10 protein-coding genes and 1 pseudogene are annotated in these 18,179 nt (G+C 36.0%); 7 read left to right on the top strand and 4 right to left on the bottom strand.

All coding sequences use genetic code 11. The features are described 5' to 3' along the window. Positions 1-136: 136 nt before the first annotated feature. The 3 genes from HLH18_RS08020 to HLH18_RS08010 are packed head-to-tail and all read right to left on the bottom strand — an operon-like array spanning position 137 to position 6,319. The gene (locus HLH18_RS08020) at positions 137-3,337 is read right to left on the bottom strand and encodes a tyrosine-type recombinase/integrase (RefSeq protein WP_171546415.1); all 3,201 of its coding nucleotides are present in this window, start codon (positions 3,335-3,337) and stop codon (positions 137-139) included. Beyond that, on the bottom strand, positions 3,321-5,648 hold the full coding sequence (locus HLH18_RS08015) for a hypothetical protein (RefSeq protein ID WP_171546414.1): 2,328 nt from the start codon (positions 5,646-5,648) through the stop codon (positions 3,321-3,323). The genes HLH18_RS08020 and HLH18_RS08015 overlap by 17 nt, the downstream gene beginning before the upstream one ends. A 2-nt stretch (positions 5,649-5,650) precedes the next feature. Continuing rightward, on the bottom strand, positions 5,651-6,319 hold the full coding sequence (locus HLH18_RS08010) for a hypothetical protein (RefSeq protein WP_171546413.1): 669 nt from the start codon (positions 6,317-6,319) through the stop codon (positions 5,651-5,653). Between the two features lie 615 nt (positions 6,320-6,934). On the opposite strand from HLH18_RS08010, the gene HLH18_RS08005 reads away from it, so the two are divergent. From HLH18_RS08005 to HLH18_RS07995, 3 genes are all read left to right on the top strand, one after another. Beyond that, on the top strand, positions 6,935-8,227 hold the full coding sequence (locus tag HLH18_RS08005) for a type II toxin-antitoxin system HipA family toxin (protein WP_171546412.1): 1,293 nt from the start codon (positions 6,935-6,937) through the stop codon (positions 8,225-8,227). Next, on the top strand, positions 8,220-8,498 hold the full coding sequence (locus HLH18_RS08000; RefSeq protein ID WP_053579060.1) for a helix-turn-helix domain-containing protein: 279 nt from the start codon (positions 8,220-8,222) through the stop codon (positions 8,496-8,498). The genes HLH18_RS08005 and HLH18_RS08000 overlap by 8 nt, the downstream gene beginning before the upstream one ends. 183 nt (positions 8,499-8,681) lie before the next feature. After that, positions 8,682-12,029, top strand: coding sequence for a DEAD/DEAH box helicase (locus tag HLH18_RS07995; protein WP_171546411.1), 3,348 nt, complete (start codon positions 8,682-8,684; stop codon positions 12,027-12,029). Between the two features lie 28 nt (positions 12,030-12,057). On the opposite strand, the pseudogene HLH18_RS07990 reads toward HLH18_RS07995, so the two are convergent. Next, a pseudogene (locus tag HLH18_RS07990) lies at positions 12,058-12,231 on the bottom strand (transcriptional regulator); the annotation flags it as partial. 86 nt (positions 12,232-12,317) lie between these two features. Here HLH18_RS07990 and HLH18_RS07985 point away from each other — a divergent pair. The 4 genes from HLH18_RS07985 (at position 12,318) to HLH18_RS07970 (ending at position 18,110) form a co-directional block, all read left to right on the top strand. Next, positions 12,318-12,581, top strand: coding sequence for a hypothetical protein (locus HLH18_RS07985; RefSeq protein WP_171546410.1), 264 nt, complete (start codon positions 12,318-12,320; stop codon positions 12,579-12,581). Between the two features lie 325 nt (positions 12,582-12,906). Further along, complete coding sequence (locus tag HLH18_RS07980; RefSeq protein WP_171546409.1) at positions 12,907-13,791, top strand: DUF4007 family protein; 885 nt, start codon at positions 12,907-12,909, stop codon at positions 13,789-13,791. 1 nt (position 13,792) lies between these two features. After that, positions 13,793-17,248 (top strand): hypothetical protein, encoded by a 3,456-nt coding sequence (locus HLH18_RS07975; protein ID WP_171546408.1) that lies wholly within the window; start codon positions 13,793-13,795, stop codon positions 17,246-17,248. Then, positions 17,241-18,110 carry a phosphoadenosine phosphosulfate reductase family protein gene (locus tag HLH18_RS07970; RefSeq protein WP_004668057.1) on the top strand — a complete coding sequence of 290 codons (870 nt, stop codon included), beginning with the start codon at positions 17,241-17,243 and terminating at the stop codon, positions 18,108-18,110. Before HLH18_RS07975 ends, HLH18_RS07970 begins: the two co-directional genes overlap by 8 nt. The last annotated feature ends 69 nt before the right edge of the window (positions 18,111-18,179 follow it).

Here is an 18,179-nt window from a genome sequence, read left to right as displayed (position 1 = left end):
CATGGATTTAGGCTGCGCAAGGGAGGAATGAAGTAAAAGACCATGTTTTGGTCATTTGACGTAAAATCTCTTATACAAAATTGGGCTGTAAGCCCAAAATAGAAATGTCCGGTTTCTCCAAAGTAAAAATGGGAGCTTAAGGCTCCCATTTTTGTGGATTAAGTTCAAGAGTTTGTGGCCGGCCAATACAGGCTAGATGCAGACAAAATTTAAACGCTGCAAGTGCTCTGCCATCTTTTATTGAGTAAAGTTGAAGGCGAACATAATCTTCCTGCGTTGTTGGATAATCTTTAGTTTTACTGTGTGATTGAGCAAGTTTCATTAATAAAGGCTGTTTCTTAGTATCTAATGATTTGACTAAGTTTTGTCCGAGAAGATGCCAAAATTGACGTGGAAACAAGTCTTTTACCATGGAATAAAATGATTCCAATTGATCGATTTTGCCCCATCGATAGTGAATACCTGTATGAGAGGCGGTGACACGACTTAAGAATATTTCAAGCACGGCTTTAATTTGATCTGGATTCTTTTTAAATAAATTTTGAATCTTCTCAAAAAAATGGATCATTGCTGTTTGTTCTTCAGCGGTATCGATCAAGGCAGGTTTGAGGGGAGTTGACTGATGATTTATGTTGTTAAGATCAAATAATCGGGGGTTATTTTTTTGAGACTTAAGATTGCTTAATTGTTTGGCATTTTCATACCAATAGTTAACGAGTTCGATGGGTAAACTCATTTCTAGTGATACACGCTGTGGGTCACGATGAATCTCTAGTAAATTAAGACAGTTGTAAAACAATTTAAATGAAATTTTAGACTCCTTTGTTCCAGCGAAATATTTAAAAAAGTCATGGGGTTGAGAATTAAACGAAGCGATTTCATCCAGAATGTCTTCTACATTGCTGTTTAACCAGCCAGTTTGATCGTTGAGTAAACGCTGACATAAATCATTAGAATGCTTTTCGAAACTAAATTTAGCAGAATCTTTCATTGTATTTAAAAACTTGAAAGAAGATTGATATCCCAGTATTTTCTTCGCCAATTGATTATCAATGTCTGGGTGATATTGCAGTATTTTACGTCCAGCGATCAGGTAGCTTAAATGGATATAACTTTTAAAGGTCTCAGTAGGATCAATATGGCCTAGTAAATGGGCAATAATAAACCAATGATGTTGACCATGTGAATTGCGGAGTATCTCTGCTCGAATAGATTGATATTCTTCTTCGGTGTAATCCGTCAGATTTTTTACAAGTGGAGTGTAATCAGAATTGAGAAGAACTGATAGGTGATTTGCTGCAGTGTGTCGGAACGAATGGAAAGAATAATCATGATAATCAAAAAGCTCATTCATAATCATTTTAAAAGGTGTAGTCACTGTATGCTTGTTAAGTTTTGTGTTCTCATTCCAATTGCGAAATAAGGATAAGTTTTTTTGTTTGAGTAGGCGTTGCTCGATTACATGACTATGGAATAGCTGATATTCATCAGTTTTTAATAAACAATGTACAGGTACTTTTCGTTCAGCACTATCTGTTTTGAGTTCATGTAGATTCCCTTGTTTTTTAGAACCGTACGGTTGAATCCATACTGATATATTGGTTAAACCCTCAATATCTCGTACACGCAATCCGAGTATTTCATTAATGCGCATACCTGTTCTGTAAGCTAAAATATAAATAATTTTCAATGTCTTATAATGGTATTCATGGATACAAGCACTTGTGAATAGTGCATCCAACTTGTGCATGAAAGCCTTATAAGTTAAAGGGCCTATGATGCGGGCTCTAGGTCTGCTTTGAGTAGCGATGAATTCTAAGTCAAATGACTCTGCATTGAAGACTTTTTGTTGGAATACATGGAAGCGTTTCAACATCCTGATCGTTTGACCTTTTGATTTTTTGAAATCAGGTTGATTTGCTTCAGCTGCTAGTCGAGTATTCGTAATGATTTGTTCGTAGATTTTATTCAGAGTCGTATTCAGTTCATCTTCTGCATCGAGATATTGTAATGAATGAGTCAACCAAGGTTCAGCAATCCGGGTGTAGTAGGTGTAGATCGAGCTATCAGCTAAACGTTGATTTTCCTGAAATGCCTTTTCAAATTGAATCACGCAAAATTTAAAAATTTCAGCGATAGGCAGGATTTTTTCCGGAGCAGGTTTATAAAGACTAATAAGCCATAAGACCATACGTTTGCTATATTCATTAAATTTTTCGGCATTTTCAATACAATATTCGATAATTAATATATCAATACCTTTATCGGTTTGTGCAGTACGAATAAGCTTTAAAAGATCTTTATGAATTTTGATGACATTGTCTAAGGCCTGTTGAGTATCATCAGAGTAGTACTGCTTCAGTATAGAAGGCGATTTTTCTATATCGACATCATTAATAGGATCCTGCTGATATTTGAATTTTGGTTGAAGAAATCGTTCAAATTCAGTCTCTGATAATCCACATGTTGCAGTGTTTTCAATCAGACATTGTGAGAGTGCAGGATCAATGTCAACGTTCGGGAGTTGCATCCAGTTGAAATTGGCATAGTTACGTAATAATTTATAAGTTTTGAAGGTAAATGGTAACTGAAGTTTATTAAAAATAATCTCCAAATAATCCTTAACATTTTGATGTACGTTACGAATATTTCTGGTGTTAAAGTGTATTAACCATAAGCGGGTAATTTGATCTGGAATAAAATTGCGTGATTTGCGTATGGTTTTTTCATCAACGAATAGATCACCATACGAGGGAGAAAGCGGTTCCAAAAATATAATGTTGAGATCTTCGATATTTCTAATTTTTGCCGGATCTTTTAAATGTTCAAGCAAAGCCTCCAATGTGGCTTTTTGATTTAGGCCTGAGTAAAGCATGGCACAAATAATGATATTCCCGATGATCTCATCATCAGAAAAGGCCTGACTATCTTTCGCTAGAATCCAATAGTCCCAAAGCTGATCAATAATTTCATCAATCTGATGCCCCTTCTTGATCCAGTCCATCGTGAAAACTGGCTGATCACGCTGCATATCAAACGTCAGACTAGGCAGAGGTAAAGGCTCACTACGTTCTAGATTGATTTTCTTAATATAGGCCCGGAAAAATTCATGCGCATATTTTTTCCAAGCCAAGCTTGGAGCCTTGAGCTTAATAAATTCATAAATTGCTGGATAAAAGGATTCAAGATTCTCTTTTTGTTCTAATTCTTGTTCTTGAAAATATTGGGTCAGTTCCTGTTCTACATCTGCTCGAAGCTCTTTTTCCTTATTGAGTCGATCTTGTGTTCTGCGTTCTTCAGCGTATAACTTTTGAGTTCTTTTATTGGATGAGGACATGGAGTTCAATACCCGTAATTTCAAAATGATCTTTCATCTGTTCAAGAATAGGAGCGATACTTAAATATTGTGAAATGGCTAAGCTCGAATAGGGATGCGCAGCTTCTTGCTGCATTGGTTCATGACCGAATAAGGCCAAAATTTCAGGTTCGCTAATCTTATTGCTGAGAAAAGCGCGAGCTGTATGTCGATGCCAGTTCTCATATTCCAGGCCTAGCTCGGGATTGAAGTTATTCACAATTGATGGACTCAAGGTCTGCCATTTTTCCTGGCTAAAAATATTTAGGAGCGGGAGTTTGTTTTCCATAATCTGTTGAATATTGTCTTGAATTTCTGGATGATGCGGGCCGATTTGAATTTTAAAAAAATCTAGAAACTGTATGAATTTCTCCATTTCCTGTACGACAAAGTTACAAAGCGGAATTAAACGCCCATAGCCTTGACGTCCACCAATTTCTTTATCAGAAACCATGAGTATTTGTCTTTTTAGGCTAAAGCTCTTTAAAAATCCAGGGAAGTCAGAAACTGGACGTGCAGCCGTAAACAGCAATAAAAAGTGCCACATCCAAATATTATAGTGGTTAAAAACAGCAATTAAATCATTTTCCTTTTGCACAAAAATTTTAGCTTTGAGTACGGCAAAGATTTTTTTAACCATATCCGCTGTGGGAGCTTTGCGGCTACCAAAGTTTTTTTCTGCAGCATGTTCGATGTTCTGGTAGTCATTAGATAATGACTCACATAGCTCTTTTAAAATCGAGACATACTCGGTCTGTAAAGTCTCAGTATTTTGATGACAATAAGAAATAGAAGAAGATTTATTGGCGTCAATTCCGGTAAGTAGGTCAGCAAGCTGTTTATTTCCAGTTCGTTGCAGAATCGTTTGATGTAAAAGCGAACTAATCTTTATCGATGACAATTTTGGAATATAAAGTTCTGTTCTTAGCTGTTCTAAAAGCTGTTGAAGATCGTCTTCATTGACAGGATCATTATTTTGCAGGTAAGCAATAAATTCATTAGGAATCGGGATCTCCAGATAGACTGTTTGGTTGAGCAAGCAGTTCGAATAAGCAAAATTATTATTTTCAAAAATTGAAAATTTACTCCTCAGAAAATATTGTCCTTTCTTAAGAATGATTTCCTGACGAGAATTTAAATTCTTAGCACGTTTTTTTTGTAGCTTTAACCATTCATCAATTTTATTACCCGTTATAAAGGACAGCATCAGGATCAAAGCAGCCTTCTTTTTCTGAATTCGTTTTAATATTTCATTGGGAGTTCCTTCAATTTTTGCATGATAATTTTCGTATAGTTTATTAAGTAAGGCACTCACACTTGTGGTATCTGGAAAAAGGTTGCTGAATGGCAGCAAATGCTCTTTTCTTTGAATATGTTTAGCCACTAAAGGCAGGACATAGCTTTGGCTGGATTCTGAGTATGCGGCAAGGGGGGTAACAACAGTCGGGTCTATGTGTATTTGACGTATATTTTGGTCATCTAATTGTTTTTCAATATTGAGGGCTTTTGACTTCGAACCCTTCTGAACTTCTGAAGTTTCTTCAATAAGCTGATCTTCATCTAAAAAATGATGTTCCAGTTTTGTGTTTATACTAGTTTTGGCAATTTTTGCCTTGTTTTTCAAAACATAAGTAAATGTGATACGAATAACTTTCAGCAGGTTTTGTACAAAATCATCCGATTTCTTTTTATCAATATCTTTATTAGTTAACTCATTAAGATATTGAACAAACTCTTCTAAAGAAAGTTTAGGATTTTGAAGATGCTGGTTCCAAAGCTTCTCGTATTCGCGTGTGTTTCGATATTCTTTGTTAGAGTTTAGAACCGAATTGGCTATACGAAAGCGGTCAAATAAGCGTTTTACAGTAGTGAAATGTTCCGTGTTGTTTTCTTTAAAAAGTTCCGGTTTCATATCTGGAAGAGCAATCAGATAGATTGCTGCTTTCAAGACTATGATATTCCAAGTCAAAGCATTTTCTTCTGACTGTGCTAATTGTGCAATTGAGTTTACATACCAAGTGATTGGATTTTCGCTAATTTTATGTTGTCGCGAAAGGATTAAGGCTGCTGGTTTTGTAATAACATGATCAGATTGTGGTTTAAAATCTGAGAGATCGATCTTCAGGCCTTCCAGATATTGATCAGTTTGTTCTGAGGTAAGTAAGTCAACGACATATTGAATATGTTCGGTACGGTTAAGTTCCTCACCCCCAAAGAGTTTTTCTAACGTTCTTTGTAATAATGTCTGTTGAGTCTCAGTCATACTTTGATTCGTTTTATTATATTTAGACATTATCATTTCCATAGCTGATCAGGTGAGATAGCGAAGTCAGGGTGGTTTAAAAGCTGTTGAACAATTTCATCAGTTTGCTCCAGTTGATCCAACACGTTTCGTCTTTGCTGCTTGATAATTTTATTGCGATGATTGAGTTGGTTTCGTGTGAATTTCAACAGTTTGGCAAGCAGATCCAAGCTAATAGTGCAGTGTGGTTTGAAAGAGTTTTCTTTGTTTAAATTGAGAATCACTTTAGATGAAATATGCATATTGATCAGTCCCTGTAACCTTTCTGGATTCAGTTTGTTCAAATCATGATGAAAAGAGGAAAGAAATTTGAGGAATTCTGAACTTGCTTGTTGTTTTAATAGCTTAATTTTCTCAACATCGCGAGGGAAAGAATGTACCTGCAGCTTGATATTTTGGGGAGTGGTATTTAACAAATATAAGTACATGTGAATATTGTTGGCCACTCTGTAGCCGTCAATATTTGGATCTTTCCATACACGAAGTTCGGGTTGGGAGACAAATATAGATAAATCAGCTTTTATGGATTGAAAAGCCCAAACATAGCAAAGCTGAATTCCAGAAAAATCAGGATGAACACTGAGATGAAGTTTATTGAAGTTTTTGCAGAATAATTCTTTAGCTGTACCAAATTCTTGATTGAACTCAAAAGTCGTTTTCATCTAAATGAGAGTCCTGAAAAATTATTAAAAAATAACCAAGTGAAATTCTTATTTTGTTTGGGCTAGAATTTTTTACATTTTCATGAATTCAATGTTGCTTAAGATGAACCTTATACTACTTACAAGAAAAAAATATTTCAAGTACTTGATTTAATTAAAATAATATATCAAAAAATGTTTCTTTTGTACATGTGAGAGGCTTTGTTGCATAAACATTCAAAAGCCGAATTTTCCCCGAGCCGTTCAAATTTAACAGACAACTTGGGTATGTGGTCTACCTAATTCACCCTTGGCATTCCACGTACAGAACTGGCTAAACAAATTTTAGGCATGTTTGAGACTGGGCTAGCTAGCTCTCTTACTTTTTTCCTCACGCCGGATGGGAAAAATGGAATTTTTATAAAAGATATTACGCTCCTAGCTGAACAGTTTGGATGGCGCATTTTTTATTTCAGTTTTTTAGATGCGGGTTTTTGTGTTGTTTTCCCAAGTAGAGATTTTATGTTAAATAAAAAATAAATTTTGAAAACTCACTTGGACAAAAAATAATACTTTACTACTATAATAGGTATATAATAGGTAAAACTGGCTATACTTTACTATTTAAATAGAATTATGAATGATTTTTGCTCTGTCCAAATATTTCTGAATAATCAATGGATCGATTGTGCCACTATTGAAGTAATAGGTGAAAAAGCTAAAGGTTGGAAAGCTAGCTGCGGAACATATTATTCAATGGATTACGCAATTGAACATATGGGGTTACGAGATGGTCATGCTGTTTCAAACCATTATCCGATTAATTTAGAAAGCAATATTGAGCCTACGTGGCCAGCTTTTCTAGTTGATCTATTACCTCAAGGATATGGTCGAAAAGAACTATTAAAAAAACTTGGCCGCCCTGAGTATGAAGAAGAGTCAGCAGATTGGCCATTGCTTAAAGTAGGAGCGAGCAACCCTATTGGTAACTTAAGAATAAAAGAAGCTCATGAATGGCTTTTAACTCAATATTCAGATCAGTTAGTACAAGGATTTTCAATACAGGAAATTATCAAACGTAGTGAAGAGTTTCTTGAGTCATTATCATCTTTTGGACTATTTATCTCTGGATCATCTGGTGTTCAAGGTGAGTGGCCAAAACTATTACTCACACAAGGTCATGATGAGTTATTTTATCTTGATCATACGTTACCTGATGAAATGGCTAAACAGCACTGGTTGGTTAAATTTAGCCGAGGAACGGATCAACGTCTAAACAAAATTTTGAATCAAGAACCCTTATATATGCAAATAGCAGCATATTTAGGATTGCGAGTGTTTAGACCTCTAGAATTACATGGAAGAACTTTATTTATTCCACGTTTTGATCGGCAAGTGGTTGATAACCGTGTTGAAAGAATAGCCCAAGAAAGTTTAGCTTCTTTTAGTGGAAAAGCGGGCTTCGGAGTAAAAATGTCTCATAACGAAGTCTGCAAAATTATCATGAATTATTGTACGGATCCAGAAACAGAAATTCTTGAATATGTAAAAAGAGATTTAGCCAATATCGCTTTAGGAAATAAAGATAATCATACCCGTAATACGGCATTTCAAAGGCTTAACAATGGCGATATTCAATTAACGCCTTTATTTGATTTTGCCCCTATGTGGCTACATCCTGATGGAATCGCGAGATCTACTCGATGGGAAAAAGACGATAACAATTGGGCTTCAATTGCTCATCAAATTGTAGAATGCAGTTCTTTAACCATAGAACAAATAAAATCTGTATTTTCTGAACAATTACCTTTGTATCAAGGGCTTTTAACCCATATGAAATCTATCGGGATAGATGATGAAATTCTAGAAAATTGTGCATATCGCATTGAAGGTATTTGCGCACAATTAAAGGAGATTTGTTATGGATAAACGTTTTATTCCACTCTCTCAAATAGAGCAAATTAGAAAAAGACAATATGTCTTAGAAATGATTCAGCTTAATCCAGACTGGCCGATACATGTCATTGCAAAATTCATTAGAACAGAGCTGCATCTGACATTACATGAAATGTCCAAGATCACTAAAATTTCGCTTCAAACTTTACAGAAGCTCGAGCGATCAGATGCAAATCCAACCTTAGAAACAATGCTAAAACTTTTAACCCCATTTGGTTTAAAATTAACTGTCGTGAAGAAATGAGAACTTTCTATCAGGATATTTTCGACCTCAATGATCTGTTTAACTTCTCTGATTTGATTGTCTTTACTCACAATATTCCTATTGAGTGAGTCGAATCTGTGCTCAGGTTGAGCAGTTCGGCTACTATTCTGAAATGACAGCTTTGTCCGTTATAATTGTATAAACATTTAGTGTCTGGTAATCATGTCCTCATTGATCAATTTTCTATCTCGCTTTAGTACCGCAACTATTCAGCGCAGTCTGAGCTATGCTAAACACATTGATAGGGAAACGATTGAGTTCTTTGAGGAAAGCGGCGATGTCACGATGTATGCTCAAATTGAGGGTACAGACTATTACGATACCGCCATTACCTATAATCCTAAAAAGGACCGTTTAATCGATGACGATTGTACTTGTCCCGTTAGATATAACTGTAAACATGCTGCTGCTTTAGCACGGTTATTCTTTCAAGAATATCGCCAAGAATTTCAGCAGCGTTCTGCTGAATCTCAATCACCACGGTCAATAGCAAACCGCCAACAGGGATATGATCAGGCGCAACGCTGGTTGCATGACTTTAAACGGCAGTTAGAACAGACGGACCCCGAGCAACCTTCCCAAACAAACACTTATTTAATTTACCTGTTAAATCAGTCTATCAGCTCAAAAAAATTGACTCTTGTGGTGCAGAAGGCCAGACGCAATAAAAATGGCTCGATTGCCGGTGAAAGTGATTATACGCAATATGAAAATATAACCAGAAAGCATCTGACTTTACCTGAACAAAAACGACAATTATTTAATCAGGTTTATTATTACGCCAAAATAAACAGTGACGAACGCTTTTATCAGAGCAATCTTGATGTCTCCGGGATTTTATTGGAGCACTTCAAAAGTTTTATTCAAAGTGGCGATGTTTATTGGCAAAAAAAGAGCCATGCTGCACTTAAATGGTCAGAGCAAGGGTACAACATCGAATTTATATGGGAACAAGGTGTCAAAAAACAGACGGAGCATTTAAACATTGAATTGGTCAATGGCGATATTCGACTCGATTTAAAATCAAATCCGCATATTCAAATTCTCGCTAGCCAGCCACCGTGTTATGTCGATATTCGACAGAACACGGTGGGTCAATTATATGGTGAATATACGGCAAATCTGCTCTACCATTTTTTGCAGATGCCTGATCTTCCATCCACGCTATTGTCTGAGTTTGAACATATTACTCATCAATATTCAAACGTGCAGAATCTGCCTCAGTCTGAGTCTATTCAGAGTGTTGAGGTCCTTGCCGGTAGCCCCCAGCCAATTTTACGCTTTGGTGTTTTAGATAAATTTGATTGGAAATTGGTGGAGTCTGTTTGTGCTGAAATTGAATTCTCCTATGCAGGCGGGCGAATAAAAGCGGGTACATCAGGTGACAGTTTTATCGGTGAGCAGCATGGCAAAATGGTGCGACAGCTTCGGGATTTTGTTCAGGAACAACAGGCAATCCAGCGTTTACAGCTGTTGGTCAAATCACTGGAGTGGGTGAAAGATCTGAGCAATGACCAGCAATTAAAACTGGATAAACAACGTCTCGACTCTATGGTCTGGGCTTTCTATGGAGACTGGATCAGGCAACTCATGCCCATCAATCAAATTGAATTGATGGGGTGGCAGATAGAGCATCTGGAACACAGCCCATTTAAGCTGCAATATGTAGAAAATTTAAATATTTCCATCACTGAATCTGAAAGCCAGCAGGACTGGTTTAATATCGGGGCGACCGTTCAGGACAGTGCAGGCAATTGCTATGACCTGCTCGATGCCATTGCCGTTTTGGTACAACAGCAGCCTGATTTACTTGATCCGCGGACTTTTAGTTATCTGAATGACAGTCAAATTTTTACCCTGAAAACTGCAGTGGATCAACCCGATTTGGCTCTATCCGCCAGAGACATTAAGCCGGTATTGTTGCATCTGCGGAGCATTTTACAGCAAGAAGAGCGCAGTATCGATCGCTATGATGCGAGTCAGTTACTGGAGGTACAGCATCATCTTGGGATGGCATGGCAGGTCAGTGACCGGCTGCAGCAATTTGCACAGAAATTCAAACAAGGCTATCAGCAACAACTGCCGACACCAAAAGGTTTTCAGGGGGAATTGCGTCCATACCAGCAGCAGGGCTTAGGCTGGTTACAGTTTTTAAGGGAAACCCAGCATGGCGGGATTCTTGCAGATGATATGGGCCTGGGCAAAACAGCACAAACTTTAGCGCATTTGCTCATGGAAAAGCAGGCTGGACATTTGCAGGACAGCCCCGCCTTAATTGTTGCACCTACATCGCTGATGCATAACTGGCTCAAAGAAGCGGAAAAATTTACCCCTGAGCTCAAGGTGCTGCTGCTACAAGGGCCGGACCGCCATCAGTATTTTGAACAGATTCCGCAATATGACATTGTTTTAACCACCTATCCGCTCCTGGCGAGAGATGAAGAACAACTGAAGCAATATGAATATCATCAACTCATTTTGGATGAAGCACAGAATATCAAAAATCCGCGTGCCAAAGCTGCACAGGTAGTACGGCAATTAAAAGCGCGACATCGTCTGTGTCTAACCGGTACCCCGATGGAAAATCATTTGGGTGAGCTGTGGGCACTATTTTATTTTCTGATGCCAGGATTTTTATATTCACAAGAAATCTTTAATAAAAAATACCGCTATCCGATTGAAAAACGCGGTGATCAGGAGTTAAGGCAAAAGCTGGTCAACCGGATTAAGCCCTTCATTTTACGTCGCTTGAAAACTGACGTCGCCAAAGAATTGCCTGAAAAAACCACGATTGAAGTCAATATTGACATGAATGAACAGCAATCCAAGCTATACGAGGCTGTTCGCGCCACGATGCAGGAAAACATTCAGAAAATTGTGGCAGAAAAAGGCTTTAAACGTAGTCAAATTCAAATTTTAGATGCCTTGTTGAAACTACGTCAGGTGTGCTGCCATCCTAGTTTGCTGAAACTGGATTCGGTTAAAACCGGGCAGGCACATTCTGCCAAACTTGAACAGTTGATGGATATGGTCGTCCCGATGGTGGAAGAGGGACGAAAAGTTCTCATCTTTTCTCAGTTTACTTCAATGTTGGAATTGATTGAGCAGCGACTCAATCACTCGGAAATTGGCTATGTCAAACTGACTGGAAAGACCAAAAAACGAGATGAAGTCATTACTACATTTCAGTCTGGACAAGTGCCTGTGTTTTTAATCAGCCTTAAAGCTGGAGGCGTAGGCTTGAATTTGACAGCAGCGGATACGGTCATTCACTATGATCCATGGTGGAACCCTGCTGCTGAAGATCAGGCTTCAGATCGTGCATGGAGGATTGGACAGGACAAGCCGGTATTTGTGTACAAGCTGATTACCAATCAAAGTATAGAAGAAAAAATTATTGCCTTGCAGCAAAATAAAGCAGAACTGGCACAGTCTATTCTAAGCGCCGATCATGAGGGCGAAGCGAAACTTACGGAAAATGATGTGATGAAATTATTTGAGAAATTTTAGTATTTTATTTTTGGCTAGTCTTTTTGTCGAGACTGTAAATTAAATAAACTTTATCATCAGGAATGAGCATCAATTGAGCATTTAATTCTGCCGCAATAATTTCTAAGATATCTAATCGTGGATTGCCCTGACTTTACAGTTTTTGGTACTGCTGCCTTGAAATGCCAGTACGGGATTGCATATCAACTTGCTTTAAGCTCAATTTTTAATGGTAATTAAAGCCAAACAGGAATAAGTTTTTAGTAAACATGTAGATGAGTTTAACTTGATTGATACAAGGAGCTGCATATGGAAATCAAACAACTGAAACAGGTGGAAGTCGTTACAGATGTTCTATGTGATGTATGTAATCAATTAACGCAACTGGAGTTTGGAACTTTATCAGCGAATTGGGGGTATGGCTCCACGCATGATGGGGAAAGATATGAGTTGCAGTTATGTGAGAAATGTTTCTTTTATACCCTAGCGACGTTAAAAAAAGAGAGAGTAGATGAGTTTATGTTTGATGAAAATTTTGACCCAGCGACATTGGATGGGTTTGGATTGAAGTAAGTTTAATAATATTAATACGATCTAGCGATTAAATTTTTTAATGAGCAGTGGGGATGGTGGATTTATTTTATAAATGTTTTCAATATATTAAGATGTTTTGGTCGTGAGTAAAGTGTAAGTGGCCTACTGTAGACTTTCATACTTTTTTTACTTGTGTGAGAGCGTATGTATAAATATCTTGGATTAATATATTCATACTTAAATGTACTGCTTAGGAAGACAGGTTGTGTCGTATCAATGGAGTTATTCCTTGAATAAAATTATAATGATGTATAAGCTACTGGAGACAATCTTCCAGTAAATCTGTTTTTAAGACGACTAGACTATGAGTTTTACACTACGCTTTTCAGGTCATGAGACTTTTGCATTAAGATATGGATGGCTTAATAAGTCGTATAATTCATTAGATTATAAAGAAAAAAATGAAGAAAATTTGGTTGTCGACCTAGGTGTAGGTAAAAATATGGTCAATAGTATTAAATATTGGACCGAAATTTCAGGTTTACAACCGCTTAAAGTTAGTGATCAAAAAAAAAGGTACATTTCGGACATTACAAAAGTTATTAAGTTACATGATTCTTATTTAGAGAAACCGGTATCAAACTGGCTTTTGCATTATTATATTCAAAAAAATTATTCAGAATTGACGTTTGCTCGATGGTATTTCAATTTTTCAAATAAGCAGTTTTTTGATAAAAATGATTTAATTTTAGATTTAATGGATTGGTTAAACACAGAGAATTTAAAAATCCCTGCGCTTGCAACTTTACAGAAAGATTTTGATTGTTTTGCACTCTGTTATGGGAAAAAACTAAGCAAAACCTTTAAAGGAGAAGATAGTTTTATCTCTCCTTTAAATGAGTTAGGTTTACTGTATCACTTGGAAGCTAATAAATTTAAGTCTGATTTTACTGAACAAAAAAGTTTAAAACCTGAAGTATTTTTATACTGTCTAGTGGATTTTTGGCAAACATTTTTTAAGAATACTTCGACGATTAGTGTTGATAGTATTTTAACTATGCCCGGAAGCCCTGGACGTTTATTTAGAATCAATAATATCGGTATCGATTTTTATTTAAATCAATGTTCATTACTTGATGAAAGATTTTTTTGGTCGGACACATTAGGTATTAGAAGCCTAGCATGCAAAGATATTCAAGCTTTTGATTTAGATAATTTATTAGAAAAAATTTATAGTGAGAGTGAGTAAGATGTCAACGACTAATTTGAATCAATACTACCAAATTAATGTGAATCATCTACTTTCTACGCGTTTAGATACAGATATTTCAAAAGAATTTTTTGATAAAATTATTTTCCATGGCACAGCATACAATGCTTTGGCTACTGTAGTGGATTCAAAATCTTCTACATTTACGATTACAGGTAGTTATGGTACAGGAAAATCAACCTTAGCTGCAATTTTGACTGGTTTTGTACATTCTGATCAAAATGTTCGTGATGCAGTCAATAAAATGATTGCCGATCCCATATTGTCAGCAAAATTAGAAACTGTATTTAAAACTGAAAATATTGAAAAAAAACCGTGGATTATAATCAAAGCGGTGGCAGGTATTATCTCACCAATTGAGTTATTTTATCGTTCAGTAGTTGATGCTGTACAGGTTGCAGGATTATTAAAATATTTTAAACAGTCTATGTTATTAGAACAGTATCCTGAAACTGAAGCACAACTTTTAGATTGGATTATTCAAGTATTTTCAGAGTTACAAGGTAAAATCTCGGGAACATTATTCATCTTAGATGAAATGGGTAAACTGCTAGAAACTTTGGCAAGAGGTTCTGGCAATTTACATTTTTTTCAGGATCTTTCGGAAAAAATTAATCGTTTATCTCAACCTGAATGCCCTTTTATTTTTATGGGTATTTTGCATCAATCATTTGCTGATTATGCAAAAGGCCTAAGTCATCAAATTGCTTTAGAGTGGGCAAAAATCCAAGGTAGATATGTCGATATTTCTTATCGCATATCCTTAGATGAATCAATTGCTTTAGTTTCGAAAACTCTAAAAAGAACAGATGCTAAAATACCTCAATCAGTAGATAAAAATGATCATGATTTAATTGATCAAATTCAAAAATTTATTGGTTCACGTCTCTTAGAAAATAGCCCAAAAGTAAAACAATATTTTTATAATGCATTGCCTTTGCATCCACTTACAACTGTTTTGCTTGGAGCTGTTTCAAAAAGTAGCTTTAGCCAAAATGAACGCAGTATTTTTAGCTTTTTACTTTCAGCAGAACCATATAGTTTAAGAAAGTTTTTAGATGCTAATACAGTATTGGAACAAAAGTATTCTATCGTAGATTTATGGGACTATCTAAGTCATAACTTACAACATCAAATTTTAAGTTCTAAAGAAGGACATGCTTGGAGTCTTGTTGAGCAAGCTTTGACTTTAGTGAGTCAAAAAACGAGTAAAGAAAATTTTTCTATTGCTAAGAATCAATTATATTCAAATTTAATTAAAGCAATTGCGATGTTGAATATTTTTGGTAAGTTCCTAGGCGTATATCCAACACGTGATTTGCTGAATTTTAGTTTTTATGCGAGTAAAAAAGAAACTAAAGCCATCACGGAATGTTTAACTCAACTAACAGAATGGAAAATTCTGAGTTTCTGGAATAGCACACAATCCTATGAGGTTGTGACGACATCAGATTTAAATGTGCAGCAGTTAATTCAGGACAAGCTAGAAACCTTAAATCCAAAACAAAATTATTTGCAATATACAGGTTATAAAGCAAATGTTGTTTTAGCGAAACGTCATTATCAGGAAAGAGGGATAATGCGTTGGATGGGGCAATATCTTATTTATAATGTGAATGAACTAAAACAATTTTCAGAGTTAGAACATCAAAGTAATCAGTCATACAGGGACTTTGTATTGATTGCTGAAAGCTCACTAACAGATAGGCAATTGATGAAGTTGTCTCAAACTCATTCAAACTTAGTGATCGCGAGTTTAAATAACTATAATGAGATTGAAAATTGGGCGAAAGAACTTTTTGTATTACAGCAAATTGTAAAAGAACAGCCTAAATTATTGATTGATCAGGTTGCGAAGAAAGAATATCAGCATCGTTGTGATTATATTTATCAACAATTAACCTTTTTGTTTAACCATGCTTTTGAGTCTGCTACGTGGTTCTACCAAGGTGAAAAACAAGCCCAAAAGCAACTTTCAGTGATTGCTTCTGAACTTGCTGACAAAATTTTTGATCAATGTCCAAAGATGTTTAATGAACTTGTGGTAAGAAATGAAATTTCAAGTTCCGCAGCTTCTGGGCGAAGAAAGCTTTTAGAAAAAATGCTTCATAGTCCAGAAATGGAAAACCTGGGTATTGAGAAATTTCCTGCTGAGAAAGCGATTTATTTATCTTGTTTGAAGCGGTTAGGTCTTCATCAGCTGAATAGTGAAACACAGGAATGGGCTTTTGTAATTCCGACGCCACATGAGGCGAAAGACTCAAATTCGCATATTCTGTTGGAAAACGGTTTTAAGGTTATTAAAGAAAATAAAGGTTTAATTACCCTTGCAGACTTTTATGAGAAAGCAAAATGGACGGTTGCACCTTTTGGTTTACCACAGGGTATTTTGCCTATATTTGCACTCGCTTTATTGCAAGCTAAGAAAGAAACTCTTGCATTTTATGATCAAGATGTAACGAATGAGTTCCGTTTTATTAGTGATATTGATGAGGAATTTATCAATAAGTTGATCAAACGTCCTCATGAAATCGCAGTAAAATATGTAAAAGGTCAGGTTGAGAAACAACAGTTTATTAATCTTTTAGCAAATAGTATTGAAGCAAATTATGGAAAACCCATAGAGGCTTCGGCATTACAAGTAGCTCGTTTCATTGTTTCTGCACTAATGAAAAAGTCAAAATGGATTAAGCATTCACGTAATGCCAATTTTTTTAGTGAAAAAACACAAAAATTGCGCGCTGCTATTTTAATGGCAGATGATCCTTTTAAGTTGTTATTTGAGGATTTATATGACTTATTAGATGCTGAACATGCAAAAAATGATTCTATTCAATCAGATATGAGCAACTTGTTTTTAGAATTAGATCAAGCAAAATCGCATTTATTACAAACATTTGAAGCTGAGTTAATCCATGAATTAGGAAATTTGACGCCTGAACTACTTGCCCAAGCAGAGATTATTAGTCATTCTGCTGCGGATTGGCAGTTACAAAAATTTGCCTTTCATTTAATGAAGAGTAATGACGCATCTAAGCAATGGCTCAGTAATATCATTACATTATTATCTCAAATACCTGAGCGAGATTGGACAGATGATAGTCTTAAGAAGGCATCTCAAAATATTCCAAATTACACACAGCGATTTAAACAACTCTGCTTTTTTGTCAAAAATGGTCATCCTCAGTTAAATACGTTGGATGAGCAAAAACATTTAGCCATTATTGTAAATACGCCTCAAGGTTTTGAGGAATATAATCGAGATGTACGGATTACATCCGAAACAGAGGAAAAAGTATCGTCTGCGATAGGTTCATTTAAAGAATATCTAGATAGTCGTGATTTAAATAAAGATACTAAAGCGATTCTTTTATATGAATTATTAAAAGAGTATCTAGATTTAGCACATTCTGAGAAAGGAGGCGAACATGTCTGACAGAAAAGTAAAGCATGTCCTTGGTCTTTCGGGTGGAAAAGATAGTGCAGCTCTCGCGGTATATATGAGAGATCACTATCCTGAACTAGATATCGAATATTTCTTTACGGACACAGGAAAAGAACTTCCTGAGGTCATGGAATATCTTAATCAGTTAGAGTCTTATTTAGGTAAGCCAATTTTGCGTTTAGGTTCTGATAAAGATTTTGATTATTGGTTAAAAGAATACAATCATTTCCTACCTTCAGGACATCAACGTTGGTGTACGGTACAGATGAAATTGGTTCCATTTGAGCAGTGGGTTAAACCATTTTTAGATGATGGCTATGAAATTATTAGCTATGTTGGTATTCGTGCAGATGAACCTTGGCGTGAAGGATATGTTCCTACCCAAAAATATTTGACGACTAAGATGCCATTTGCTGAAGATGGTTTAGTGAAGCAAGATATTATTGCTCTCTTAGAAAGTACAGGTTTAGGATTACCAAAATATTATGAGTGGCGTTCGCGCAGTGGGTGCACATTTTGTTTCTATCAACGGAAAATTGAATGGGTACGTTTAAAAGAGCGCCATCCTGAAAAATTTGAAGAAGCAAAAGCGTATGAGAAGCAGTTTGAAGATGACAAATCAGCGAATGGTGAAACCTATTATTGGATGGGAAAAGACACACCATTAAGTACCCTTGAAGATCCTGAACGTATTGCTCAAATTAAAGCAGACCATGAAAAAAAGATGGAAAAGTTTAAGAAAAAACGCCGTCGTAATATATTGCATGATGATCAGTTAATCGAAATGGTCGATTTGGATGCCGTATATGATGATATTGAAGGTGGTGGGGCATGTGTAACATGTTATAAATAGGCTAGTACTAAATAAAAATCTCAGTATCATATTGATTTAGATAGAAATAATATAAAGCCCGTACTCAGT

The sequence above is a fragment of the Acinetobacter sp. ANC 5414 genome, from assembly GCF_013004295.1.
GTDB lineage: Bacteria > Pseudomonadota > Gammaproteobacteria > Pseudomonadales > Moraxellaceae > Acinetobacter.
Note: the sequence above shows the minus strand (reverse complement) of the source record. Positions and strands in the feature narration are given on the sequence as shown.

What these genes read in the sequence shown, in the direction of transcription:
- HLH18_RS07970 (WP_004668057.1), top strand. Translation starts at nt 17,241, where the DNA reads ATGTCTGACAGAAAAGTAAAGCATGTCCTTGGTCTTTCGGGTGGAAAA.
- HLH18_RS07985 (WP_171546410.1), top strand. Translation starts at nt 12,318, where the DNA reads ATGGAAATCAAACAACTGAAACAGGTGGAAGTCGTTACAGATGTTCTA.
- HLH18_RS08020 (WP_171546415.1), bottom strand. Translation starts at nt 3,337, where the DNA reads ATGTCCTCATCCAATAAAAGAACTCAAAAGTTATACGCTGAAGAACGC.
- HLH18_RS08015 (WP_171546414.1), bottom strand. Translation starts at nt 5,648, where the DNA reads ATGTCTAAATATAATAAAACGAATCAAAGTATGACTGAGACTCAACAG.
- HLH18_RS07980 (WP_171546409.1), top strand. Translation starts at nt 12,907, where the DNA reads ATGAGTTTTACACTACGCTTTTCAGGTCATGAGACTTTTGCATTAAGA.
- HLH18_RS07995 (WP_171546411.1), top strand. Translation starts at nt 8,682, where the DNA reads ATGTCCTCATTGATCAATTTTCTATCTCGCTTTAGTACCGCAACTATT.
- HLH18_RS08010 (WP_171546413.1), bottom strand. Translation starts at nt 6,319, where the DNA reads ATGAAAACGACTTTTGAGTTCAATCAAGAATTTGGTACAGCTAAAGAA.
- HLH18_RS08005 (WP_171546412.1), top strand. Translation starts at nt 6,935, where the DNA reads ATGAATGATTTTTGCTCTGTCCAAATATTTCTGAATAATCAATGGATC.
- HLH18_RS07975 (WP_171546408.1), top strand. Translation starts at nt 13,793, where the DNA reads ATGTCAACGACTAATTTGAATCAATACTACCAAATTAATGTGAATCAT.
- HLH18_RS08000 (WP_053579060.1), top strand. Translation starts at nt 8,220, where the DNA reads ATGGATAAACGTTTTATTCCACTCTCTCAAATAGAGCAAATTAGAAAA.